Source organism: Baekduia alba (genome assembly GCF_028416635.1).
Taxonomy (GTDB): domain Bacteria; phylum Actinomycetota; class Thermoleophilia; order Solirubrobacterales; family Solirubrobacteraceae; genus Baekduia; species Baekduia alba.
In genome coordinates, this window is the sequence record NZ_CP114013.1 from 1,287,420 (window position 1) to 1,309,934 (window position 22,515).

At 73.0% G+C, this 22,515-nt stretch carries 20 protein-coding genes and 1 riboswitch; of the genes, 12 read left to right on the top strand and 8 right to left on the bottom strand.

Going from position 1 to position 22,515, the window contains the following annotated elements:
* Nucleotides 1–42: 42 nt before the first annotated feature.
* Genes DSM104299_RS06320 through DSM104299_RS06330 form a run of 3 tightly spaced genes read right to left on the bottom strand, consistent with a single transcriptional unit; the run spans nucleotide 43 to nucleotide 5,001 of the window.
* Nucleotides 43–1,461, bottom strand: coding sequence for an FAD-binding oxidoreductase (locus DSM104299_RS06320; protein ID WP_272476441.1), 1,419 nt, complete (start codon nucleotides 1,459–1,461; stop codon nucleotides 43–45).
* A 36-nt stretch (nucleotides 1,462–1,497) separates the two neighbouring features.
* Nucleotides 1,498–4,605 (bottom strand): ATP-binding protein, encoded by a 3,108-nt coding sequence (locus tag DSM104299_RS06325; RefSeq protein ID WP_272476442.1) that lies wholly within the window; start codon nucleotides 4,603–4,605, stop codon nucleotides 1,498–1,500.
* Between the two features lie 21 nt (nucleotides 4,606–4,626).
* Complete coding sequence (locus tag DSM104299_RS06330) at nucleotides 4,627–5,001, bottom strand: hypothetical protein (protein WP_272476443.1); 375 nt, start codon at nucleotides 4,999–5,001, stop codon at nucleotides 4,627–4,629.
* An 86-nt stretch (nucleotides 5,002–5,087) separates the two neighbouring features.
* On the opposite strand from DSM104299_RS06330, the gene DSM104299_RS06335 reads away from it, so the two are divergent.
* Genes DSM104299_RS06335 through sufD form a run of 3 tightly spaced genes read left to right on the top strand, consistent with a single transcriptional unit; the run spans nucleotide 5,088 to nucleotide 8,046 of the window.
* The gene (locus DSM104299_RS06335) at nucleotides 5,088–5,405 is read left to right on the top strand and encodes a Rieske (2Fe-2S) protein (RefSeq protein ID WP_272476444.1); all 318 of its coding nucleotides are present in this window, start codon (nucleotides 5,088–5,090) and stop codon (nucleotides 5,403–5,405) included.
* 3 nt (nucleotides 5,406–5,408) lie between these two features.
* Nucleotides 5,409–6,875, top strand: coding sequence for a Fe-S cluster assembly protein SufB (sufB, locus tag DSM104299_RS06340; protein WP_272476445.1), 1,467 nt, complete (start codon nucleotides 5,409–5,411; stop codon nucleotides 6,873–6,875).
* Nucleotides 6,876–6,894: 19 nt separating this feature from the next.
* Entirely contained in the window at nucleotides 6,895–8,046 is a 1,152-nt protein-coding gene (sufD, locus tag DSM104299_RS06345) for a Fe-S cluster assembly protein SufD (protein WP_272476446.1), read from the top strand.
* A gap of 449 nt (nucleotides 8,047–8,495) precedes the next feature.
* Here sufD and DSM104299_RS06350 read toward each other — a convergent pair whose 3' ends face one another.
* Nucleotides 8,496–8,975, bottom strand: coding sequence for a peroxiredoxin (locus DSM104299_RS06350; RefSeq protein ID WP_272476447.1), 480 nt, complete (start codon nucleotides 8,973–8,975; stop codon nucleotides 8,496–8,498).
* A gap of 22 nt (nucleotides 8,976–8,997) precedes the next feature.
* On the opposite strand from DSM104299_RS06350, the gene DSM104299_RS06355 reads away from it, so the two are divergent.
* The 8 genes from DSM104299_RS06355 to DSM104299_RS06390 all read left to right on the top strand — a co-directional run bounded on the left by DSM104299_RS06355 (nucleotide 8,998) and on the right by DSM104299_RS06390 (nucleotide 18,049).
* Nucleotides 8,998–10,149: a M20/M25/M40 family metallo-hydrolase gene (locus tag DSM104299_RS06355; RefSeq protein WP_272476448.1), complete on the top strand. Its 1,152-nt coding sequence runs from the start codon at nucleotides 8,998–9,000 to the stop codon at nucleotides 10,147–10,149.
* Nucleotides 10,150–10,228: 79 nt separating this feature from the next.
* Nucleotides 10,229–10,394, top strand: a riboswitch (cyclic di-AMP (ydaO/yuaA leader).
* A gap of 57 nt (nucleotides 10,395–10,451) precedes the next feature.
* Complete coding sequence (locus DSM104299_RS06360) at nucleotides 10,452–11,510, top strand: peptidoglycan-binding protein (RefSeq protein WP_272476449.1); 1,059 nt, start codon at nucleotides 10,452–10,454, stop codon at nucleotides 11,508–11,510.
* A gap of 94 nt (nucleotides 11,511–11,604) precedes the next feature.
* The gene (locus tag DSM104299_RS06365; protein ID WP_272476450.1) at nucleotides 11,605–12,333 is read left to right on the top strand and encodes an LOG family protein; all 729 of its coding nucleotides are present in this window, start codon (nucleotides 11,605–11,607) and stop codon (nucleotides 12,331–12,333) included.
* Nucleotides 12,334–12,359: 26 nt separating this feature from the next.
* Complete coding sequence (locus DSM104299_RS06370; protein ID WP_272476451.1) at nucleotides 12,360–14,729, top strand: calcium-binding protein; 2,370 nt, start codon at nucleotides 12,360–12,362, stop codon at nucleotides 14,727–14,729.
* A gap of 144 nt (nucleotides 14,730–14,873) precedes the next feature.
* Entirely contained in the window at nucleotides 14,874–15,290 is a 417-nt protein-coding gene (gene arfB, locus DSM104299_RS06375; protein ID WP_272476452.1) for an alternative ribosome rescue aminoacyl-tRNA hydrolase ArfB, read from the top strand.
* Between the two features lie 51 nt (nucleotides 15,291–15,341).
* A complete protein-coding gene (locus tag DSM104299_RS06380; RefSeq protein ID WP_272476453.1) occupies nucleotides 15,342–16,130 on the top strand; it encodes a SigB/SigF/SigG family RNA polymerase sigma factor in 789 nt (262 codons plus the stop codon).
* A gap of 53 nt (nucleotides 16,131–16,183) precedes the next feature.
* A complete protein-coding gene (locus DSM104299_RS06385) occupies nucleotides 16,184–17,689 on the top strand; it encodes a long-chain-fatty-acid--CoA ligase (RefSeq protein WP_272476454.1) in 1,506 nt (501 codons plus the stop codon).
* Between the two features lie 156 nt (nucleotides 17,690–17,845).
* Entirely contained in the window at nucleotides 17,846–18,049 is a 204-nt protein-coding gene (locus DSM104299_RS06390; RefSeq protein ID WP_272476455.1) for a cold-shock protein, read from the top strand.
* Nucleotides 18,050–18,271: 222 nt separating this feature from the next.
* Here the strand turns inward: DSM104299_RS06390 and DSM104299_RS06395 are convergent, their stop codons facing one another.
* The 4 genes from DSM104299_RS06395 to DSM104299_RS06410 form a co-directional block, all read right to left on the bottom strand.
* Nucleotides 18,272–18,616 carry a rhodanese-like domain-containing protein gene (locus tag DSM104299_RS06395; protein ID WP_272476456.1) on the bottom strand — a complete coding sequence of 115 codons (345 nt, stop codon included), beginning with the start codon at nucleotides 18,614–18,616 and terminating at the stop codon, nucleotides 18,272–18,274.
* Between the two features lie 10 nt (nucleotides 18,617–18,626).
* Nucleotides 18,627–20,075, bottom strand: a complete 1,449-nt coding sequence (locus DSM104299_RS06400; protein ID WP_272476457.1) for a methyl-accepting chemotaxis protein — start codon at nucleotides 20,073–20,075, stop codon at nucleotides 18,627–18,629.
* Between the two features lie 76 nt (nucleotides 20,076–20,151).
* Entirely contained in the window at nucleotides 20,152–20,961 is an 810-nt protein-coding gene (locus DSM104299_RS06405) for a GNAT family N-acetyltransferase (RefSeq protein ID WP_272476458.1), read from the bottom strand.
* Between the two features lie 55 nt (nucleotides 20,962–21,016).
* On the bottom strand, nucleotides 21,017–21,241 hold the full coding sequence (locus DSM104299_RS06410; RefSeq protein WP_272476459.1) for a DUF6458 family protein: 225 nt from the start codon (nucleotides 21,239–21,241) through the stop codon (nucleotides 21,017–21,019).
* A 37-nt stretch (nucleotides 21,242–21,278) separates the two neighbouring features.
* Between DSM104299_RS06410 and DSM104299_RS06415 the strand changes: the two genes are divergently transcribed.
* On the top strand, nucleotides 21,279–22,430 hold the full coding sequence (locus DSM104299_RS06415; RefSeq protein WP_272476460.1) for an acyl-CoA dehydrogenase family protein: 1,152 nt from the start codon (nucleotides 21,279–21,281) through the stop codon (nucleotides 22,428–22,430).
* The last annotated feature ends 85 nt before the right edge of the window (nucleotides 22,431–22,515 follow it).

Sequence of the window (22,515 nt, forward strand, 5' to 3'; positions counted from 1 at the left end):
GGAGGGTAGGAGATCGGGCTCCCACCCTCCCTGCCGGGTCAGCTAGGCCGGCGCGATGTTCTGGTTGCGGTGGAACACGTTGTCGGGGTCGTACTTGGCCTTGACGGCCGCCAGGCGCGCGTATGTCTCGTCGCCGTACGCGGCGCGGACGCGGTCCTGGCCCTCGTCGCCGAGGAAGTTGATGTAGGCCCCGCCGGTCGTGTGCTCCTCGAGCGAGGCGTACACGTCGCGGCCCCAGGCCAGGCACTCCTCGTCCTGCGTCGGGTCCTCCCAGCGCGACATGAAGTTCACGACGTAGGGCGCCGAGCGATGCGGGAACGCGGACGCGTCGGCCGGGACGCGTGCCGCGGCGCCGCCCATCGTGTGGATGTGCAGCTCGCAGGCGGGCGCCGGGCGGCCGGCGTGACCCTCGGCGAGGCGGTCGATCACCGCGTCGCTGAGCTCGGGCAGGTACCCGGCCTTCATGTGGTTGCGGGCGCCCTTCTCGAACAGCGGGTCCAGCAGCGACTGCAGCGCGGTGTACGGGATCGGGCCGAGCAGGTCGACGCCGGGCCCGAGCGCGCGAATCGGCGCGAGCGCGGCCTCGCCGTCCTCCAGCGGGCCGGACCAGCACGCGGCGACGGCGACGCCGGGGTGGCCGTGCATCTCCTCGGGCAGGAACGGCGCGGGCGGCGCGGTGGTCATGTTGACGAGCAGCGTCAGCTCCTCGGGCATGCCGGCGTCCACCATCTCCCGGACGCGGACGAGGATCTCGCGCAGCTGCGTCGCGGGGAAGAACGCCGCGCCGCCGTAGACGACCGGGCCGACGGACGCGAGCTGGAAGTCCAGCGACGTGACGATCCCGAAGTTGCCGCCGCCGCCCTTGAGCGCCCACAGCAGCTCGGCCTCCTCGTCGGAGCCCATGCCGGCGCGGACGACCTGGCCGTCGGCGGTGACCACGTCGGCGCCGATCAGGCGGTCGCACGCCAGGCCGTGCGCGCGCACGAGGTGGCCGATCCCGCCGCCGAGCGTGAAGCCGGCGACGCCGGTCGTCGACACCAGCCCGCCGGTGGTCGCGAGGCCGAAGGCCTGCGTCTCGTGGTCGAGCTCGTTCCACTGGAGCCCCGCCTGGGCGGTGGCGCGGCGGCCGCGCGGGTCGACGCGGACGCCCTTCATCGGGCCGAGGTCGATGACGATCCCGCCGTCGGAGGAGGAGAACCCCGGCAGGCTGTGGCCGCCGCCGCGGACGGCGATCTCGAGGCCCTCGCTGCGGGCGAACTGGACGGCGCGGATCACGTCGGCGACCCCGGCGCACCGCACGACGATCGCGGGCCGGTCGTCGTCGAACATGCCGTTCCAGACCGTGCGGGCCTCGTCGTAGCCGGCGTCGCCGGGCGTGAAGCAGGCGCCGCGCAGCCCCTCGCGGAGCTCCTGGACGGTGCCGGCGTCGAGCGTGGTGGAAGCGGGGTGGAGAGAGGTCATGGCGGCGATGGTGCTCCCGCGCGTCTTTGCGCCGGCTTAGCGCCGGCGCAAAGCGGCGGCATCGGCGTCGAGCAGCGCCAGGCCGCGCGTGTCGCCGAGCAGCGCGAACGTCTCGCGCGAGCGGCGGCGGACCTCGTCGCGCTCGGCGCGCTCGCCGAGCGCGTGCAGCGTCCCGATCAGCCCCACGTTGCACCACGCCGCCCAGCGCGCGAGGCCCTGACCGGCCCAGAGCCCGGCGGCCAGCGCGTACAGCTCACGAGCGCGGGCGACGTCGCCCGCCCGCTCCTCGACGATCGCCCAGTTCTGGTGCGTGCCGGCCATCGCGGGCAGGTCGTCGGTGGCCTCGAAGCGCTCCAGCGCGGCGGCGCAGACGTCGCGCGCGGCGTCCGGCCGGCCCGCGGCGCTGTGCACGAGCCCGAGGCCGAGGGAGACGACGACCGCGTCGCGGCCCTCGCCGAGCTCCTGGCGCAGCGCGAGCGCCGCCTCCAGCCGCGCGGCCGCGGTGTCGAGGTCGCCGGCGGTGCGCGCGAGGTGGCCGAGGTGGGCGAGCGTCAGCGCCTCGCCGCTGCGGTCGCCGGCCGAGCGGAAGCGCCCGAGCGCCTCGTCCAGCGCGACGCGCGCGGTCGCCAGGGCCGCCGGCTCGGTCGAGCCGGCGCGCGTCGCCCAGGCGAGGTTGTTGAGTGCCAGGCCGAGCGCCTGCTCGCGGTCCAGCCGCCGGAACGGGAAGAGCGTGGCCTCCCAGACCATGCGGGCCGCGCCGTCGGGGCCTTCCGGGAGCGCGAGCATCCCGAACGTCACGGCGTCCAGGAAGCGCTCGCCGCCGGACGGCAGGGCGCGGAGGCGGTCGCACGCGGCGTCGAGCGCGGTCAGCGCCGCGGCGACGTCGGAGCGCTGCCAGGCCGCCATCGCGGCCGCGTGCGCGGCGTTGGCGGCGACGCGCGGGCTGTCGTGGCGCTCGGCGGTCGCGATCGCCTCCTCGCACAGCTGCGCGGAACGCTCCGAAGCGCTCACGTAGGCCTCGTAGAGGGCGTGCTGGATGTGCGCCTCGGCGGTCGCGAGCGGGTCGCCGAGGTCGTCGTAGATCCCGAGCGTCTCCTCCAACCGCCGCAGGTAGGCATAGGGGTCGCCCCGGCGCAGCGCCAACCCCGCGGCGGCCAGGAGCGCCTCGACGCGCAGCGGCGTCCGCTCCGGGGCCGCGCGCAGGACCGCGTCCAGCCACGCCGTGCCCTCCAGGAACCAGGAGCGGTCCAGCCAGAAGCGCCACAGCTGCGTCGCGAGCTCCAGCGCGGCCTGCGGGTCGTGCTTCAAGGCATAGGTCAACGCGGCGCGCAGGTTGTCGTGCTCGTCCTCCAGCGCGTGCAGCGAGTCGTGCTCGCGCGCCAGGCCCAGGCACCAGTCCAGGTGGCGGCGGGCGACCGCGTCGCCCTCGCCGGACGCGTCGAGCTGCTCGTCGGCGAACTGCCGGATCGTGTCCATGCAGCGGAAGCGGCCGTCCTCGGCGACGACGAGCGACTTGTCGACCAGGCGCGCCACGAGGTCGGCGACGCGCCGCGGCGGGACCGCGCCGTCGGCGACGACGGCCTCGGCGGCGTCGAGCGTGAAGCCGGACGAGAAGACCGCCAGCCGGCGGAACATCATGCGCTCGGAGTCGTCGAGCAGGTCGTGGCTCCAGGCGATCGTCGCGCGCAGCGTCTGCTGGCGGGTGCGCGCGGTGCGCGGGCCGGAGCCGAGGACGTCGAGCGCGTCGTCGAGGCGCTCGGCGATCTGCTGGAGCGTCAGCGCGCCGGAGCGCGCCGCGGCGAGCTCCACGGCCAGCGGCATCCGGTCCAGGCGGAAGCAGATGTCGGCGATCAGCGCGTCGTCGTCGGCCGCCGTCCACGTCGCGGCGGCCTGCGGCGCGACCGCGGCGGCGCGGTCGCGGAACAGCTGCGGCGCCTCGGCCAGCGACGGCACGCGCCAGGCGACCTCGGGCGCGCTGCGCAGCGGCTCGCGGCTGGTGGCGAGGAAGCGGACCTCCGGCGCGGTGGCCAGCAGCGCCTCGGTCAGCTGCGCGCACGCGTCGAGGACGTGCTCGCAGGTGTCGAGGACGACCAGCACGCCGGAGGACCGCGCGAGGTGGGCGATCAGCGCGTCGACCGCCGGGCGGTTGGCCGGGATCGGGACGCCGAGCGCCGTCGCGACCGACTGGGCGACGAGCGCGGGGTCGCGCAGCACGCCGAGGTCGACGAGCCACGCGCCGCCGGGCAGGTCGTCGGCGCGGGCCTGCGCGGCCTGGAGCGCCAGGCGCGTCTTGCCGGCGCCGCCCGGGCCGGTCAGCGTCACCAGGCGCGCGCGGTCCAGGAGGCGGTGCAGCTCCTCGAGCTCGCGCTCGCGCCCGATGAAGCTCGTGTGCTGGACCGGGAGCGCGGCGCGGCGGCGCGGCGCCGGCGTGTCGCGCTCGCCCAGCAGCTCGCGGTACAGCGCGCGCGTCTCGGGGTCCGGGTCGGCCTCGTTGTGCTTGCGCAGGGCGGTGCGCAGCCGCTCGAACTCGGCGAGCGCGTCCTGCCGGCGGCCGGCGCCGGCGAGCGCGCGCATGAGCGCGCGGCGGACGGGCTCGTGGCGGGGCGCGTCGACCGCGGCGCGGCTCAGGCCGGCGATCGCCGCGCCGGGGTCCCCGCGCGTGGCGTGGCGCTCGGCAACGCGCACGACGAGGTCGAGGTGCAGCTCGCGCAGCGCGGCGCGCCGGCCCTCGGTCCACTCCTCGAAGCGGTCCTCGGGCAGCAGCTCGCCGGGATAGAGCGCCAGCGCCTCGTCGAGCCCGTCGGGGCGCGCGGCGGCGGCCTCGAAGGCGTCGACGTCGACGTGCGCGTCCGGCGTCAGGGCCAGCACGTCGTCGGCCAGCGCGAGCGCGCTGGGGTCGCCCAGCGCGCGCCGCGCCGCGTGCAGCGCCTGGTGGAGGTTGTTGGCGGCGGCGCTCGCGTCGCGGTCGGGCCACAGCAGCTCGCAGACGATGTCGCGGTGGACGCGCCGCCCGGGCGCCAGCGCCGCGACCTTGACGAGCGAGCGGGCCTTGCGCAGGCGCCACGCGCGGTCGTCGACGTCGACTCCGTCGATCACGACGGAGAAGCCGCCCAGCAGGGTGATGCTCAGCGTGCCGGTGTCCACGGGGTTCGCCCCGCGGCGAGCCTACTCCGGCGCGTGCTGCTCGCGGTAGCGATGGTGGAAGAACGAGGCGAACGCGCCGGCGACCGAGGTGACGACGACCAGCGCGTAGACCTCGAGCGCGACGTCCAGGACCTTGCCGCCGGTCGTCAGCGGGTTCGGGAACTGCGAGGACACCGTGAGCATCTGGGTCGTCGTCCAGAACAGCGCGTTGCCGAACGTCGTGATCTCGCCGTGATGGCGCTCCAGGAGCCAGCCGGCGAGCGCCGCGAGCAGGTCCAGGACGATCGTGAGCAGCACGACGCCGGTGATGCGGCCGCGCAGCTCGGCGTGCGCCGCGGTCTCGGCCCGCAGGGTCATCCGGACCCCGCGCAGCACGCGCATCACGGGATGGTGCATGGCGGCGAGTCTGGTCGGCGCGCCGGACGAGCCCGCGCCGCCGCTGTCGGTACAATCCCTCCTGCGAAAGTCGGATTTGAACTTCGTTGCCTGAGATCATCGACATCTGCCCCGTCACCGAGCTCCCGCCGGGCGCCATGCGCGTCGTGGAATGGGAGGACCTCGAGATCGCCGTCGTCAACTGCGCCGGCACGCTCTTCGCGATCGAGGACCGCTGCTCGCACGACGACGGTCCGTTGGCCGAGGGCGAGCTGCACGAGGCCGAGTGCACGATCGAGTGCCCGCGCCACGGCTCGCTGTTCGACCTGCGCACCGGTGCCCCGAAGACCCTTCCTGCCTACGAGCCCATCGAGACCTTCCCGGTGCGGATCGACGGCGACCTGATCAAGCTGGAGGTCGAGTAGCCCATGGCTGCCACGCCCACGCCCATTGAGACCACCGAGGCCGGCAAGGTCCTCACCCCCGAAGAGGCCGCGCTGCGGAACCTGGGCTCCGACTACACGGAGCGCTACGGGTTCCACGAGGCCGACAACTACCTCTACAAGGCGCCCAAGGGGATCAACCGCGAGGTCGTCGAGACCATCTCGCGGATGAAGGACGAGCCCGAGTGGATGCTCGAGTTCCGTCTCAAGGCGCTGCAGTACTTCCTCGACCGCCCGCAGCCGACGTGGGGCTCGCCCATGCTCGCCGAGGTCGACTACGACGACATCCACTACTTCGTCCGCTCGACGGAGCGGCCCAGCCGCTCCTGGGACGACGTGCCCGACGACGTCAAGCGCACGTTCGACCGCCTCGGCATCCCGGAGGCCGAGCGCCAGTTCCTCTCCGGCGTCGGCGCGCAGTACGAGTCCGAGGTCGTCTACCACCAGGTGCGCGAGGACCTCGAGCAGCAGGGCGTCATCTTCATGGACATGGACTCGGGGCTCCGTGAGCACGAGGACCTGATCCGCGAGTACTTCGCCACGATCATCCCGCCGAACGACAACAAGCTGGCGGCCTTGAACAGCGCCGTGTGGTCGGGCGGCTCGTTCGTCTACGTCCCGCCGGGCGTGCACGTCGAGATGCCGCTGCAGGCCTACTTCCGGATCAACACGGAGAACATGGGCCAGTTCGAGCGCACGCTGATCATCGCCGACGAGGGCTCCTACGTGCACTACGTCGAGGGCTGCACGGCACCGACGTGGTCCAGCGACTCGCTCCACTCCGCGGTCGTCGAGCTCATCGCCAAGCCGGGCGCGCGCATCCGCTACACGACGGTCCAGAACTGGTCCAACAACGTGTACAACCTGGTCACCAAGCGCGCGATCGCCGAGACCGACGCGACCGTCGAGTGGGTCGACTGCAACCTCGGCTCCAAGCTGACGATGAAGTACCCGGCCGTCTACCTGATGGGCGAGCGCGCCCACGGCGAGGTGCTGTCGATCGCCTTCGCGGGCGAGGGCCAGCACCAGGACGCGGGCGCGAAGATCGTGCACGCGGCGCCGAACACGACGTCCAACATCTTCGCCAAGTCGATCTCCAAGGACGGTGGGCGCTCCTCGTACCGCGGCCTGCTCGAGGTCGCCAAGGGCGCGCACGGCTCGAAGTCCAAGGTCGTCTGCGACGCGCTGCTGCTCGACGAGCACTCGCGCTCGGACACCTACCCGACGATCCGCATCGGCGAGGACGACGTCGACGTCGGGCACGAGGCCACCGTCTCCAAGGTCGGCGACGAGCAGCTCTTCTACCTCATGTCGCACGGCCTGACCGAGGAGGAGGCGGGCAAGCTCATCGTCAACGGCTTCATCGAGCCGATCGTCAAGGAGCTGCCGATGGAGTACGCGGTCGAGATGAACCGCCTGATCGAGTTGCAGATGGAGGGCTCCATTGGCTAGCGCGGCTATCGCGGCGAGCGTGCCGCAGGTCTCGGTCGAGCTGCCCCAGCACAAGGGCGTCGCCGGCTGGGAGTTCACCCCCATCGACAAGCTGGACCTCGCGAAGTTCCCGCCGGCGGCCGCCGCCGGCGGCGAGGTCAGCGGCCTGTTCTCGCCGGAGGGCGCGATCGTCGCGTCCGAGGGCGACGCCGCCTCAGGCGTCATCGTCGCGCCGCTGCGCGTCGCGCTCGAGCGCCACGCCGAGGTCGTCGGCCGCCACTTCGGCACGGTCGTCCGCCCGGGCTACTTCGCCAACGCCAACGCCGACTCCTGGACCGACGGGACGCTCGTCTACGTCCCGCGCAACGTCAAGGTCGAGGCGCCGATCCTGATCACGACGATCCAGGACAAGCCCGGCACCGCGCTGCACCACCGCACGCTGATCGTGCTGGAGGAGGGCGCCGAGGCCGAGGTCTGGGACCAGGTGTCGTCCGCGCACGACGAGGAGGCCGTGGTCAACGGCGTCGTCGAGCTCGTGGTCGGCGACAACGGGTCGCTCAAGTACATCGGCGCGCAGTCGCTGAACGAGAAGACGTGGGTCTTCGGCGCGCAGCGCTCCGTCGTCGCCCGCGACGCGACGCTGGACTGGACGACGCTCGCCTTCGGCGGCGGCAACGGCAAGGTCTTCCTGGAGTCCACGCTGGACGGCAAGGGCTCGACCGCCAAGGTCACCGGCGCCTACGCCACGCGCGGCCGCCAGCACGTCGACTACGACACGCTGCAGGAGCACGCGGCGGCCGACACGGTCAGCGACCTGGCCTTCCGCGGCCTGATCTCCGGCCGGTCGTCGACCGTCTGGCGCGGCATGATCAAGGTCGACGAGGGCGCCCAGCGCACCGACGCCTTCCAGGAGGCGCGCAACCTGCTGCTCGGCAAGAAGGCCCACGCCGACGCGATCCCGGGCCTCGAGATCCTCGCCGACGACGTCCGCTGCACGCACGCCGCGGCCATCGCCCAGATCGACCCCGAGCAGATCTTCTACCTCCGCTCGCGCGGCCTGTCGAAGCCGACAGCCGAGCGCCTGGTCGTCGAAGGCTTCCTCGGCGCGATCGTCGAGCGCTACGACGAGGGCCCGATCCGCGACGCGATCGCCGGCGCCCTCGAGGGGCGGCTGGCGGAGGTTCTGGGTTAGGGCACCGCCGTCGGCGTGGATGGTGTTTCGACGGCCGCCCCTTAGGGGCGGCCGTTGTGCGTTGTGGGCGAGCGGCCCGTTGTGGACTGGCGTCGTGCTGCTGTACGGGCGGGCTTGTGAGCGTGGCGGGACAGCGCGGGCGCTGGTCGGCGCTGCGAGGCGCGATGCGTTCGCTCATCAAGGACGACGAGCCGTTCGTGGCGGCGCCACCGCTTTCACGCGATCGACGGCGCCTCACTCGACGATTCGGCCCCGAACGGCCCCGGACTCTGGATCCATGTCGCCTGGCGTCCCCATGTGGGACACCAGACGACACAGACCGAGACGATCCCTCGTTTCGGTCCCGAACCGTCCGCCCTGCGCTGTCCCGTCAACCTCCCAGCCCATCGACCCACGGAGCACGACCCAGTCCACGACAGACCGCCCGCCGCGCTCGGCCTATCCAGCAGCTAGTCGGCCGTCGCCGTGGTCTGCGCTGGCACCGACGCCAGCGCCGTCGTGAGCTCGTCGACCGACACGTAGTCCAGGCCGAGGGCGTGGACCTTGCACCAGGCGACGGTGCCGGTGGTGTCGACGATGAAGGTCGCGCGCTGGGTGCCGAGCATCGGGCGGGTCACGCCGTAGAGCTTGGCGACGGCCTTGTCGGGATCGGCGAGGAGCGGGACCGTCAGACCGTGGTTGGTCGTGAAGTCGCGGTGGGACTCGACGTCCTGGCCGGAGATGCCGACGACGACGGCGTCCAAGGCGGACATGTCGTCGGCGCGATCGCGGTAGGAGCAGAACTGCTTGGTGCAGACCGGCGTCTCGTCGCCCGGGTAGAACAGCAGGACGACGCGCTGCCCGCGCTGCTCGCTGAGGTGGAAGCGCCCCTCGGTGCCCTGGAGTTCGAAGTCCGGGGCGGCATCGCCCACACGCGGTCCCTTGGCCATGACGTGGCACTCTACGGAACCCGTGAACCAGTGGATCGCCGATAGTTCAGCTTCGATCGCGGAGCGCGCGCTGCCGCAGCTGGAGGCGCTGGTCGGCGTCTCGACGCCCTCCGGAGACGTCAAGGGCGCCAACGAGGCCGCGGCGATCGCCGCCGCGCTCCTGCCCGATGGCGCGACCGTCGAGCACCTGCCGTGCTCGTCGCCCGACCACGCGCCGGACTTCTGCGCCCGCGTCACCGGCACGGGCACCGGCCGGATCCTGCTCCTGGGTCACCTCGACACGGTCGTCGCGCACGCCGAGCACCGGCCGCTGGAGCTCGACCCCGACGACCCGGACAGGGTGCACGGGTCGGGCACGGTCGACATGAAGGGCGGCGACGTCCTCGCGCTCGGCGTCCTGGGCGCGCTGGCCCCCCGGCCGGAGCTGTTTGCCGAGATCGCGCTGCTGCTCGTCGTCGACGAGGAGTGGCGAGTCGGCCCGTTCGCCCACGTCGAGCGCTTCGCCGGCTTCGACGCGTGCCTGTGCTTCGAGGCGGGCGAGCTCGACGCCGACGGCAACGACGCGGTCGTCGTCAAGCGCAAGGCGGCCGGGACGGTCGAGGTCCTCGCGCACGGGCGCAACGCGCACTCCGGCTCGGCGCCCGACGCCGGGATCAACGCGCTGCTCGCGCTCGCCACCGCTGCCCACGCGATCGCCGCCCAACACGCGCCCGACGGCCCCGACCGCCTCACCGCGGTCCCGACCGTCGTGCGCAGCGGCGACGCCTTCAACGTGGTCCCGGCCAACGGGCGCCTGATCGCCGACGTCCGCGCCGACCGCCTCGACGCCTTCCAGCGCGTCCTCGACGCGGTGCCGAACCGGCTCGACTCGGGAGCCACGCTCAGCGCCGGCCTGGCCCGCGAGTGGCCCGGGATGGACGCCCGCGAGCCGACCAAGCCGCTGCTGGCGCGCGCGTCGGACCTCCTCGGCCGCCCGATTGTCGCCGCGCAGCGCGGCGGCGCGTCGGACGCGAGCCACTTCGCCGCGACGATCCCGCTGACCGTCGACGGCCTCGGCCCGCGCGGCGGCGCGGCACATAACCCCGGCGAGTTCGTGCGGCGCTCCTCGCTGCAGCCGCGGGCCGCGGTCGCGCTCGCCTTGGCGCTGGCGGCCTTGGAGCTCAGCGCCCGCTAAACCGAACATGTGGCCTAGGTAAGCGTGCGGACGTCGTTATGACGACATCCCGCCGCCGCCTTCGCTACGCTTCCGCGGTCGTTTCACCAAGCCGAATCCCCGGCGAGCCATCGTCGGGGAGCGGGGGACCCACTGGCCTGAGCGTGCTCAGGTCCGGGGCGAATCATCGCTTTCCTGCGACGTAGCGCCGCTCTCATGGCGCGAGCCCGACAGCTAACCCCGTAGGCGCCGCCATGAGAGGGGTTCCACCGTTGTCGCCGTCGCCGTTCCGATCGTCCGCCCTAGGCGCAGTCCTTGCCTTCGTGGCGGCCGCTGTCCTCTTCGTCCCCGCGCTCGCGCAGGCGGACACGACGACGGTCAGCGCGAGCACTACGGCCTCGTCGGCGGCCGCCGCCAAGAAGGTCGGCACCAAGCCCCTCCACTCCGGTGACCGGGGCGCGCGCGTCAAGGCGCTGCAGACGCTCCTCTCCCAGGCCGGCTTCAAGACCAGCACCGACGGCCAGTTCGGCGCGACGACGGTCAAGGTCGTGCGCAAGTTCCAGCGCGCCGCGAACCTCAAGCCGTCCGGCGTCGCCGACGCCCCGACGCTCGCCGCGCTGAAGACCGCGACCGACGGCTCGGCCGCCAAGAACACCGCCGGCGGCTTCGACGTCCGCTCGACCGGGACCGGCAGCTGGCACCTCGGCGACCGCATCCCGCTCCGCAAGGGCATGAGCGGCCACGACGTCAAGATCCTCCAGGACTACCTCGAGCGCGCCGGCTTCGACACCTCGGTCGACGGCGAGTTCGGCACCGGCACCGTCAAGAGCGTCAAGCAGTTCGAGACCGACCAGCAGGTCGCCGTCGACGGCGTCATCGACGCCGCCGACATCGACGTGCTGCGCTCGCTGGTCGACGGCGAGGCCGGCACCGCGCCCGCCACGCCGACCGAGCCCGCGCAGCTCGCGCCCGGCGACAAGGCGACGGTCGGCGCCGACGGCCTCGCGATCGCGCCCGCCAACGCGCCGGACCCGGTCAAGCAGATCATCGCCGCGGGCAACGCGATCGCCAAGAAGCCGTACCACTACGGCGGCGGTCACGGGCAGTGGGACGACTCGGGCTACGACTGCTCGGGCTCGGTCTCCTACGCGCTGCACGCCGCTGGCCTGCTCGACCAGGCGCTGCCGTCGGGCGACTTCACGAGCTGGGGCGAAGCCGGCCCGGGCCAGTGGGTGACCATCTACGCCAACGGCGGCCACATGTACATGGTCGTGGCCGGCCTGCGCTTCGACACGAGCGGCCGCGCCCAGGACGGCACGCGCTGGCACGCGCCGTCGCGGCCGTCGAGCGGGTACACCGTTCGCCACCCCACCGGCCTGTAGTTGTAGAACTTCTCGCAGGGGTACGGGAAGATGGCGGGCGGCTCGGGAGGCGCGCCCGCCATCTTCGCTCATCGCGACTGATAGAAGTCACGCGGTGAGCCCCGCCGCCGCGTCGCCCGAGCCTGCCCGTCCCCACCCGCCCGCGACGCCCGACGAGGAGCTGCTCGGGACCAAGCGCCGGTCGGTGATCGCGACCCGCACCGAGCAGGAGCGGATCGACCGCATCGACCGCGACCTCGAGGCGGGCTTCGAGGCGCTGCGCAACCTCGGGCCGGCGGTGACGTTCTTCGGGTCGGCGCGGGTGGCACCCGACCACCGCCTCTACGGGCTCGGCCGCGAGGTCGCCAGGCGCGTCGGCGGCGAGGGCTTCGCGATCATCACCGGCGGCGGTCCCGGCTTGATGGAGGCCGCCAACCGGGGCGCGCGCGACGCCGGCGTCACGTCGGTCGGCCTGAACATCCAGCTGCCGTTCGAGCAGGCGCCGAACCCGTACCAGGACATCGCGCTGACCTGCGCGTTCTTCTTCACGCGCAAGATGATGTTCGTGCGCTACGCGACCGCGTTCGTCGTCCTGCCGGGCGGGTTCGGGACCCTCGACGAGCTGTTCGAGGCGCTCGTCCTGGAGCAGGTCGACAAGATCCGGGACTTCCCCATCATCCTGGTCGGCGAGTCCTACTGGGGCGGCCTGGTCGACTGGATCCGCGACAAGCTGCTGGCCGAGGGCATGATCGCCGAGCGCGACGCGAGGCTGCTGATGGTCACCGACGACGTCGACGAGGTCGCGCGCGCGGTGTGCCGGGCGCGCGACGTGCAGGAGGCGTAGGGCCCGCGACGGCGAAAGCGGGGGCGATGTCCTCCGCCGTCCGCGCGCTCCTGGTCGGGTCGCTTGCCGCGCTGCTGCTCGCGGCGGCCGGTTCGGGCGTCGCCGCGGCGCGGGTGGCGCTGCTGGCGACCGGGACCAACGACGTCGCGCTGCTCGACGTCGGCTCGGGCAAGCTCATCCGCCGGCTCGCGCTGCCGGGCCCGACGACGGCGGTGGCGATCGGCCGCGACGGCCGGGTCGGTTTCGCGGCGGGCGGCGGCGCGGTGCTGGCCCTGGACCTGCGCGCGCCGTCGGTGATCGGGTCGGCCACGGCGCCGGGCGGCGGGACGGCGGACGGCAGCGGCGGGGCGGCCGCCGCCGTGACCGACGGCATGACCCTCGCCACCCCGACCGTCGGCCCGCGCGCGCTGGGCGGCGATCCGGTCGTCGGGCTCGCCACCTCGCCGGCCGGTGGCACGGTCTACGCCGCGGCCGGGACCAAGGTGTACGCCTTGGATGCGCGGACGCTCGCCGCCACCGGCTCCGTCGACCTCCACGGCACCGCGCTGGACTTCGCGGTCTCCGCCGGCGGAACGCTCGCCGCGGCGACCCTGCGCGGGGGCCGCGTCGCGCTGGTCGACCTCGGCGCGCCGCGCCTGCTGCGGCGCGTCAAGGTCAAGGGCGCCGCCGGTGTCGCGCTCGCCGCAGGCCGCACCTGGGTCTCGACCGCCTCGGGCCGGCTGCGCACGATCGCGCGCGGCGCGGCCAAGGCGACCAAGGGCATCAAGTTGGGCAAGGGCGTCGCCGGCCGCATCGCGGTCGCCCCCGACGGCGCGCACCTCGCGGTCGGTGCCGGCCCCGGCCGCACCAGCGCCGCGATCGTCGACCTCGCGCCGCAGGGCGCCCACGTGTTCCGCTCGGCGGCCGGACCCGGCGCGCCGGCCTACGCGCCCGACGGCGGTCGCGTGTACCTCGCCGGCGGCGGCGCGCTCTCGCTCGTCAGCACGATCGCCCACCGGCGCACCGGCACGCTGCCGATCGCCGCGACCGCCGTCGCCGTCCAGGCCGGCCTCGCGCTCAGCCTCGGCGGCGACGGACCCGACGTCCTGCTCGGCACGCGCTCGCAGGACCTCCTGGAGGGGCTCGGCGGCGACGACCGCCTCGACGGCGGCCGCGAGAACGACATCCTGCACGGCGACGACGGCAACGACGTCCTGCAGGGCGGGCCGTTCGACGACCGCCTCGACGGCGGCGCCGGTGACGACCAGCTCAGCGGCTCGTCGGGCAACGACGCGATCGCGGGCGGCGACGGCGCCGACACGGCCACGGGCGGCACCGGCAACGACCGCATCCACGGCGGCCCCGGCGACGACCACCTCGACGGCGGCGCGGGCGACGACCGCATCTCCGGCGAGGCCGGCAACGACGCCATCGACGGCGGCATCTTCGGCAACGACGCCCGGCTGCTGGGCGGCGACGGCGACGACACGATCCACGGCGGGCGCGGCTCGGACCGGATCATCGAGGGCAACGCGGGCAACGACAAGCTCTACGGCGAGTCCGGGACCGAGCACATCCTCGGCGGCGACGGCGACGACCTGATCGACGGCGGCAGCGCGCGCGACCTGCTCGAGGGCAACAACGGCAGCGACACGATCGCCGGCTCCAGCGGCGACGACCTGGTCGAGGGCGGCGCCGGCGCCGACCTGCTCGACGGCGGCGAGGACGCCGACGAGATGTACGGCGACGACGGCGCGGACACGATCGTCGGCGGGCCGGGCGCCGACGTCATCGACGCCGGCGACGGCGACGACACGATCCGCGCGGCCGACGCCAGCGGCGACAGCGTCGACTGCGGCGAGGGCAACGACACCGTCTACGTCGAGCAGGGCGCGCCGGCGCGCGACCGCCTCGTCGGCTGCGAGTCGGTCGTCCCGATCCCGCCGGAGCTGGCCACCAACACGACGACGACCTCGCTCGTCCGCGGCACGAAGGGCGACGACGTCCTGCGCGGCACGCCCGGCCCGGACTCGCTGTTCGGCAAGCAGGGCGACGACCAGCTGTTCGGCGGCGGGGGCGACGACTACGTCGACGGCGAGTGGGGCGCCGACGAGCTGCACGGCGGCGCCGGCGACGACACGATCGCCGGCCGCTCCGGCGACGACCGCATCTTCGGCGAGGACGGCGACGACCAGATCACCGGCGACCGCGGCGCCGACCGCATCTCCGGCGGGGCCGGGAACGACGCGCTGTTCGGCAACCTCGGGCCCGACGTCCTCGCCGGCGGCTCCGGCGACGACCGCATCAACGTCGTGCGCGGCGAGATCGACAGCGTCCGCTGCGGCTCGGGCCACGACGTCGTCCTGGCCGACGCGGGCGACCACGTCGCGTCGGACTGCGAAGACGTCCGCCGCTAGTTGTCGCGGCTGCTGGCCGCCGCGCCGCGCTTGACGGTCGCCACGGCGCTTGACGTGCCAGAGGCACGCCGGCGCTGCGCCGGCGACGTCAGCCACGATGCTGCGAGCCGCAGCCGCCACGGCGTGCTGCCACGATGTGGGCGTATGCCCGAGGACGCCCTGCACCCGACGCGCTCCGTGCGCATCCCGCTCGACGAGGTCGTCGTGCGTGCGTCGCGGTCGTCCGGGCCGGGCGGCCAGCATGCCAACGTCACCGCGTCGCGCATCGAGGTGAGCTTCGACGTCGCGGCCTCGGCGTCGCTGAGCGATGCGCAGAAGCAGCGGGTCATCAGCCGCAGCGGGCCGGTCGTCCGGGCCGTCGCCCAGGACGCGCGCAGCCAGACCCGCAACCGCGAGCTCGCGCTGCGGCGCCTTGAGGAGCGGCTGGGCCGGGCGCTGCACGTCGCCCGGCCGCGGACCGCGACCAAGCCGACGAAGGGCTCTCGGCACCGGCGGCTGGAGGCGAAGTCCAAGCGCGGCGCGGTCAAGCGCGATCGGCGGAGGCCGAACGGGGAGGACTGACGCCGCTCGGACACCGTTTATCGGGTGGTCCGCACGGGAACCTGGAAACGCATGACGGCCGTGACCACGCACCGCTCCGCAGCGAACGAAGCCCTGCGCGCGCCCCTGTCCGATGCGCACGTGCTCGAGCAGTTCGCCGAGACCCGCGATCCACGGCTCCGGGAGGCGCTCGTCGAGCGGTTCCTGCCGCTGGCGCGCTCGATCGCCAAGCGCTACCGCAAGGCCGAGGAGCCTTTCGACGACCTGCTCCAGGTCGCGAGCCTCGGCCTCCTGAAGGCCGTCGACCGCTTCGATCCGGCCCGCGGGATCGCCTTCTCCTCGTTCGCCGTGCCGACCATCGTCGGCGAGCTGCGCCGCCACTTCCGCGACCGCTGCTGGTCGGTTCGTCCGCCGCGCGAGCTCCAGGAGCGCGCGCTGGAGGTCGATAAGTACCGCACCGAGCTGACCACGCGCTTCGGCCGCGCGCCGAGCGTGCGCGAGCTCGGCCAGGCGCTGGAGCTCGACGACGAGCAGGTCCTCGAGGCGCTGCAGGCTCAGCAGGGCATGCGCGCGACGTCGCTCGACGCGCCGCGCGGCAGCGGCGAGGACAACGACGCGACGCTGGCCGACGCGCACGGCGTCGTCGACCCCGAGCTGACTCGCGCCGAGCACCGCGCGACGCTCGACCGGCTCTTCGAGCGCCTCGACGAGCGCGAGCAGCGCGTGCTGCGCCTGCGCTTCGAGGAGGACCTGACGCAGGAGCAGATCGGCCAGCAGGTCGGCGTCTCCCAGATGCAGGTCTCGCGGATCATCCGTGGGGCGGTCGCGAAGCTCGCGGCCGCGCGCGGCGACACCGCTTGAACGCCGACGCCCTGACGACGCGCAGGCAGCGGGCGCGGGGGTAGGCTCCCGACATGGGCAGCAACCTCGCCACGATCCTGACCGACTCGGCGTCGAAGTTCGGCGACCGCCCGGCCATCAAGCTCGACGACGCCGTCTTCAACTACACGCTGCTCGACGAGGCTTCGGCCCGCGTCGCGACGATGTTGAAGTCCATGGGCCTGGAGCCCGGCGACCGCGTCGGGATCATGCTCCCGAACGTGCCGTACTTCCCGGTCGCCTACTACGGCATCCTCCGGGCGGGCGGCGTCGTGGTCCCGATGAACGTGCTGCTCAAGGGGCGCGAGGTCGGCTTCTACCTCAAGGACCCGGGCGCGAAGGTCGTCTTCGCCTGGCACGACTTCCTCGACGCCGCGCAGACCGGCGCCGACGACGCCGGCGCGCAGCTGATCGACGTCAAGCCAGGGGAGATCGAGGGCCGGATCTTCGAGCACGAGCCCGACCTCGACGTCGCCGAGGTCGCCGACGACGACACCGCGGTGATCCTGTACACGTCGGGCACGACCGGCCAGCCCAAGGGCGCCGAGCTGACGCACGGCAACCTGATGAAGAACGCAGCGGCGTCACGCGCGCTCTTCGGCCTCGACGAGGACGTCGTCGTCCTCGGCGCGCTGCCGTTGTTCCACTCCTTCGGCCAGACGTGCGGCATGAACGCGACCATCGGCGCCGGCGGCTGCCTGTCCTTGATCCCGCGCTTCGACCCGGCCAAGGCGCTGGAGATCATCGAGCGCGACAAGGTGAAGGTCTTCGAGGGCGTGCCGACGATGTACGGCGCGATGCTGCACCAGCCCGACCGCGAGAAGCACGACACGTCGTCGCTCGAGATCTGCGCGTCCGGCGGCGCCGCGCTGCCCGTCGAGCTGCTGCGCGGCTTCGACGAGGCGTTCCACTGCAAGGTGCTCGAGGGCTACGGGTTGAGCGAGACCTCGCCGGTCGCGTCGTTCAACCACCCTGACAAGGAGCGCAAGCCGGGCTCGATCGGCACGCCGATCGCCGGCGTCGAGATGAAGGTCGTCGACGAGGACGGCAAGGACCTGCCGACCGGCGACGTCGGCGAGATCGTCATCAAGGGCCACAACGTGATGAAGGGCTACTGGAACAAGCCCGAGGCGACGGCCGAGGCGATCAAGGACGGGTGGTTCCACTCGGGCGACCTCGCCAAGGTCGACGACGACGGCTACTTCTTCATCGTCGACCGCAAGAAGGACATGATCATCCGTGGCGGCTACAACGTGTACCCGCGCGAGATCGAGGAGGTGCTCTACGAGCACCCGGCCGTGCGCGAGGCCGCCGTCGTCGGCGTGCCGCACGACGACCTGGGGGAGGAGGTCGGCGCCGCCGTCGCCCTCAAGGAGGGCGAGGAGCTGAGCGCCGAGGAGCTCCAGGCCTACGTGAAGGAGAACGTCGCGGCCTACAAGTACCCGCGGCACATCTGGTTCGTGTCCGATCTGCCCAAGGGGCCGACCGGCAAGATCCTCAAGCGGGAGATCGACGTCCCGCAGCAAGCCGATAAGGCTTAGGTCCCAGGCCATTTGCCCCGGCCGTACCGGTACGGGGCGTAGCGCTGAGCTTCACGGTCCATTCACGGACGGGGACGCTCGTTCCTGGTACGTTGCCCGCGACCGGCCGGGGATGAGATCCGGCGCAGCAAGCAGTACATGGAGGAACTCGCTGACATGGCCAGCGGAATCGTTAAGTGGTTCAGTGACGACAAGGGCTTCGGCTTCATCACGCCGGATGAGGGTGGCAAGGACTTGTTCGTCCACCACAGCGCCATCGTCGCCGACGGCTACCGCTCCCTCCCCGAGGGGGCGGCGGTGACGTATGAGGAAGAGGCCGGGGACAAGGGCCCCAAGGCCGTCAACGTCGTCCGTTCCTGACAGCCGTCACGGCTTCGTCAGAGCAGCGCGAAGGCCCGCGTCCCAGCGGGCCTTCGTCGTTGTGCTGCGAAGTCCTGCGCGGTCAGCCCTGCTCCTCGTCTAGGTGAGCAGGATCACGAGGATGATGATGATCAGCAGGGTGCCGAGTCCGATGTACATGCCTTCGGTGTACCCCTGGGCGATGCGCGCCACGCAAGGTGGCGCTCCACAAAGCGGTGTGGCTCAGTGCTCGGCGACGCCCGCGTCGGGCGGGTCCAGCGGCAGGCCGAGGTCGTCCCACGCGAGCAGGCCGCCGGTCAAGCTGTAGGCCTCGTAGCCCGAGGCGCGGAAGGCCTGGGCCGCCATGAACGAGCGCGAGCCGGCACGACACTGGAAGACCACCGGCTGGTCCTTGTCGATGCTCGCGGCCTGGCCGGTGAGGTCGTTGAGCGGGATGTGGCGGACGTCGCCGGGGATCCGGCTCTGGTCCCACTCATAGCCCTCGCGCACGTCGACGAGCTGGATCTCGCCGGCCTCGAACCGCCGGCGAGCGTCCTCGGGGGTGATCTCGATGTCGTTGCTGCTCACGCGCGGCAGTTTAGGACCGCACGAGCACGAACCGCCCGGCGAGCCGGTGCAGCTCCTCGGCGCTGCGCGTCAGCTCCTCGGCGGACGCGACGATCTGCTTGGTCGAGGCGACGGTCTGGTTCGACGACGCCGCGACCTGCTGGGCGGCGGCGCTGGACTGCTCGGCGACCGACGCGACCTCGCCGACGTCGGCGTCGACCTTCTGCGAGCTCTCGGCGATCGCGCCGATCGACGCGGCGATCTCCGCGACGCGGCCGGACGTGACCTCGACGGCCTCGCCGATCTCGGCGAACGACGCGCGGGCGGCCTCGACCGTCGCGACGCCGTCCTCGGTGCGCGCCGCGCCGTCCTCGACGACGGTGAGCGCGCGCTCGGTCTCGGTCTGGATCTCGGCGATCAGCGAGGCGATCGACGACGCGGCCTGCTGGCTCTCGTCGGCGAGCTTGCGGACCTCCTCGGCGACGACCGCGAAGCCGCGGCCCTGCTCGCCGGCGCGGGCCGCCTCGATGGCCGCGTTCAAGGCCAACAGGTTGGTCTGCCCGGCGATGCCGCCGATCGTGTCGACCATCGAGCCGATGCGCGACGAGCGGTCGCCGAGCGAGCGGATCGTCGCGGTGACCTCGGCCGACGCGCCGCTGACGGCCATCATCGCCTCGGACGCCGCGCCCACCGCGGCCGCGCCCTCGTGGGCGAGCTCGCGGGCCCGGCCGGCCTGGTCGGCGGCGTCGGCGGCGCCGCGGGCGGAGTCCTGGGTCGCCGAGGCGACGTTCGTGGACAGGCCGCGCACCTCGAAGACGGACGCGACCTGGCGCTCGGCGCCCGACGCGACCTCGCCGACGGCGCGGGCGATCTCGTCGACGGCGCGGCCGGCCTCGTCGGCGTCGACCACGACGCGGCTGGACACCTGGGCGACGGTCTCGGCGGCCTGCGACAGGTCGTGGACCATGCCGCGCAGGCCGGCGGTCATCGCCGTGAGCGAGCGGCGCAGCTCGTCGCGCTCGGAGCGCGGGGCGAGCTCACCCGAGAGGTCGCCCTCGGCGACGCTGCCCGCGTGGTCGGCGATCAGGCGCAGCTCGGCGAGCATGCGCTGGACGGCGCCGGCCGAGCGGCCGACCTCGTCGAAGTCGTGGACGAGCAGGTGCACGTCGGGCTCCAGATCGCCGTCGGCGATCGAGTTGGCCGCGTGCGAGATCTCCGACAGGCGCTTCTTGATCTCGATCTGCGACCACAGCGACATCGCGACGACGCAGATCAGGAGCAGCACGGTGCCCGCGACGAACGCGGTCTTGGCGCTGCTGACCCCGTCCTCGACGTGGCGCGCGTCGATCGCTGAGATCTTGCTCAGGACGACGGTGATCTCCACGCTCACGAAGACGAGCAGCGCGACGACGGCCAGCAGGATCCGCATCCGCGTGGATGCGAGTCGGCTGACCTTGCGGGTCTCCTCCACCTCGGTCATACCCCGGGTTCTCGGCATGCGCGCACGGCCCTTGAGCGGTGGACCGCCTTCGTCAGCCCATCGTCGGGTCCGGAAGTCAGCCCCAGAACAGGTTGAACAGGCCGAACTGGTGCTCGGGGTGCCAGCCGACGTCCGGGCCCAGGCGCATGCGCAGCGCGTCGTTGAGGCGGACGAAGCGCCAGGCGCGCAGCGCGTCGTTGGCGGCGAGGTTGCCGTCGGGGACGATGAGCGTGCCCGCCGCAGGGCCGCCGGTGGCGGCGGCCATCAGCGCGACGCCGGTCTCGGGCCGGGTGGCGGCGATCGCGGTCCCGGCGCCCCAGGGTGAGGCGATCGCCCAGCCGGTCATGCCGTTCACGACACCGCCCCACCCACCCGCGAAGACCCCGGCGAGCGGGTGGATGGCGTCCAGGACGGCGTCGCGGCGCTCGCCCGTGACGGCCTGGTCGAGCGCGCGGATGCGGGCGCGGTCGGCGTCGCCGAGGCGCTGGAGGTCGAGCGGCGGGGCCGCGCCCGCGACGCCGCGCCAGGCGATCGCGCGCTGCTCGGCGACGAAGCCGAGGCGCTCGTAGACGGGGCGGCCGGCCTCGGTGGCGTAGAGCAGCACGGTCTGGGCGCCGTGGTTGCGCAGCCACCGGACCGCGGCCTCGGTGAGCGCGGTGCCGAGGCCGGAGCGACGGGCCTCGGGCGAGACGCCGAGCGCGCCGATCCAGCCTGAGGTCGCGAACGCCGCGCAGCAGGCGACGCCGACGATCGTGCCGTTGGCGCCCTCGGCGACGAGGATCGCGCCGTCCGGCGACCGGCGCGGGTACTCGAGCAGGCGGGCGACCTGGGTCCCGAAGCCCGCGCGCCGGAGGACGTCGACCGCGAGGGGCACCTCGCGGTCCATCGCCGGTCGTATCGCCGATGCCTGCCGCACCGGCCGGACCCTACCCAGCGGAGGGTCAGCGGCGCGGCGGCGGCGGATCGACGTACCGATCGCGCGTGACGACCGTCTCCTGGCGCCGCGGGGCCATCAGCAGGAACAGGGAGATGATCAGGCCGAGGACGCCGACGATCATCAGGATCAGGCCGACGGTCGACAGCTCGATCCCGCTGACCTCGTCGGTCACCGCGAAGCGCAGGATCGCGCCGGCGGCGATGAGGAAGAGCGAGGTTCCGATGCCCATGGAACCCGGTGTACCCGTGATGAATACGCTTCAGCCCATGAGCACGATCGCCTCCGACGTCTACGAGATCCCGCAGGAGCACAAGGACTTCCGCGACTTGGTCCGCCAGATCGCCGTCGAGAAGGTCGGGCCCCGGGCGGCGGAGATCGACGCGTCCGACGAGTACCCGTGGGACCTCCGCAAGCTGCTGTCGGAGAACGACGTGCTGGCGTTGCCGTTCGCCGAGGAGTGGGGCGGGACCGGCACCGGGACGATGATGTTGCAGATGGCGGTCGAGGAGCTCGCGAAGCAGAGCGCCGCGGTCGCGCTGCTGTTGATGGTGCAGGAGCTCGGGACGCTCCCGATCCAGCTGTTCGGGTCGGACGAGATGAAGGCGCGGTTCCTGCCCCGCTGCGCGACGGGCGAGTGGTCGCCGGCGTTCTGCCTGAGCGAGAGCGAGTCCGGGTCCGACGCGTCCGCGATGCGCACCACGGCGCGGCTGGACGGCGAGGAGTGGGTGATCAACGGGACGAAGTCCTGGATCACGAACGCGGGCGTCGCGGACTTCTACGTGGTCTTCGCGGTGACCGATCGGGAGAACCGGCGGGTGACGGCGTTCGTGGTCGAGAAGGACCGCGAGGGGTTCTCGGTGCCCAAGTACGAGCACAAGCTCGGGATCCACGGGTCGCCGACCGGGCAGCCGGTGTTCGACGACGTGCGGGTGCCGGCGGCCAACGTCATCGGCGACGTGGGGCGCGGGATGAGCGTCGCGCTGGGGACGCTCGAGCGGACCCGGCTGGGCGCCGCGGCGCAGGCCGTCGGGATCGCGCAGGGCGCCATCGACTACGCGGTGCAGTACGCGAAGGAGCGCCTGGCGTTCGGCAAGCCGATCATCGAGCTGCAGGGCCTGCAGTTCAAGCTCGCCGACATGCAGACCCGCACCGCCGCGGCCCGGGAGCTGCTGTACAAGGCCTGCGCGAAGATGGACCGCGGCGAGGCCGACAAGGCGATGTACTCCTCGATGGCGAAGCTCTTCGCGAGCGACACCGCGATGTACGTGACCGTCGAGGCGGTCCAGGTCCTGGGCGGCTACGGCTACGTGACCGAGTACCCCGTCGAACGCATGATGCGCGACGCGAAGATCACGCAGATCTACGAGGGGACCAACGAGGTCCAACGCGTGGTGATCGCCCGGCAGCTGGCGAAGTAGGGGCCGGCGGACGCGCCCGCCGGCGCGTTCGCATCGCCCCGTCGGTACACGCGCCACACCGAATCACCGTTTCACCTCCTCGCCC

Excerpts from the sequence above, each read along its gene's own strand:
- DSM104299_RS06320 (WP_272476441.1), bottom strand. The coding sequence starts at position 1,461 with ATGACCTCTCTCCACCCCGCTTCCACCACGCTCGACGCCGGCACCGTC.
- DSM104299_RS06370 (WP_272476451.1), top strand. The coding sequence starts at position 12,360 with ATGTCCTCCGCCGTCCGCGCGCTCCTGGTCGGGTCGCTTGCCGCGCTG.
- DSM104299_RS06390 (WP_272476455.1), top strand. The coding sequence starts at position 17,846 with ATGGCCAGCGGAATCGTTAAGTGGTTCAGTGACGACAAGGGCTTCGGC.
- DSM104299_RS06410 (WP_272476459.1), bottom strand. The coding sequence starts at position 21,241 with ATGGGCATCGGAACCTCGCTCTTCCTCATCGCCGCCGGCGCGATCCTG.
- DSM104299_RS06405 (WP_272476458.1), bottom strand. The coding sequence starts at position 20,961 with ATGGACCGCGAGGTGCCCCTCGCGGTCGACGTCCTCCGGCGCGCGGGC.
- DSM104299_RS06380 (WP_272476453.1), top strand. The coding sequence starts at position 15,342 with ATGACGGCCGTGACCACGCACCGCTCCGCAGCGAACGAAGCCCTGCGC.
- sufB (WP_272476445.1), top strand. The coding sequence starts at position 5,409 with ATGGCTGCCACGCCCACGCCCATTGAGACCACCGAGGCCGGCAAGGTC.
- DSM104299_RS06415 (WP_272476460.1), top strand. The coding sequence starts at position 21,279 with ATGAGCACGATCGCCTCCGACGTCTACGAGATCCCGCAGGAGCACAAG.
- DSM104299_RS06385 (WP_272476454.1), top strand. The coding sequence starts at position 16,184 with ATGGGCAGCAACCTCGCCACGATCCTGACCGACTCGGCGTCGAAGTTC.
- DSM104299_RS06350 (WP_272476447.1), bottom strand. The coding sequence starts at position 8,975 with ATGGCCAAGGGACCGCGTGTGGGCGATGCCGCCCCGGACTTCGAACTC.
- arfB (WP_272476452.1), top strand. The coding sequence starts at position 14,874 with ATGCCCGAGGACGCCCTGCACCCGACGCGCTCCGTGCGCATCCCGCTC.
- DSM104299_RS06400 (WP_272476457.1), bottom strand. The coding sequence starts at position 20,075 with ATGACCGAGGTGGAGGAGACCCGCAAGGTCAGCCGACTCGCATCCACG.
- DSM104299_RS06330 (WP_272476443.1), bottom strand. The coding sequence starts at position 5,001 with ATGCACCATCCCGTGATGCGCGTGCTGCGCGGGGTCCGGATGACCCTG.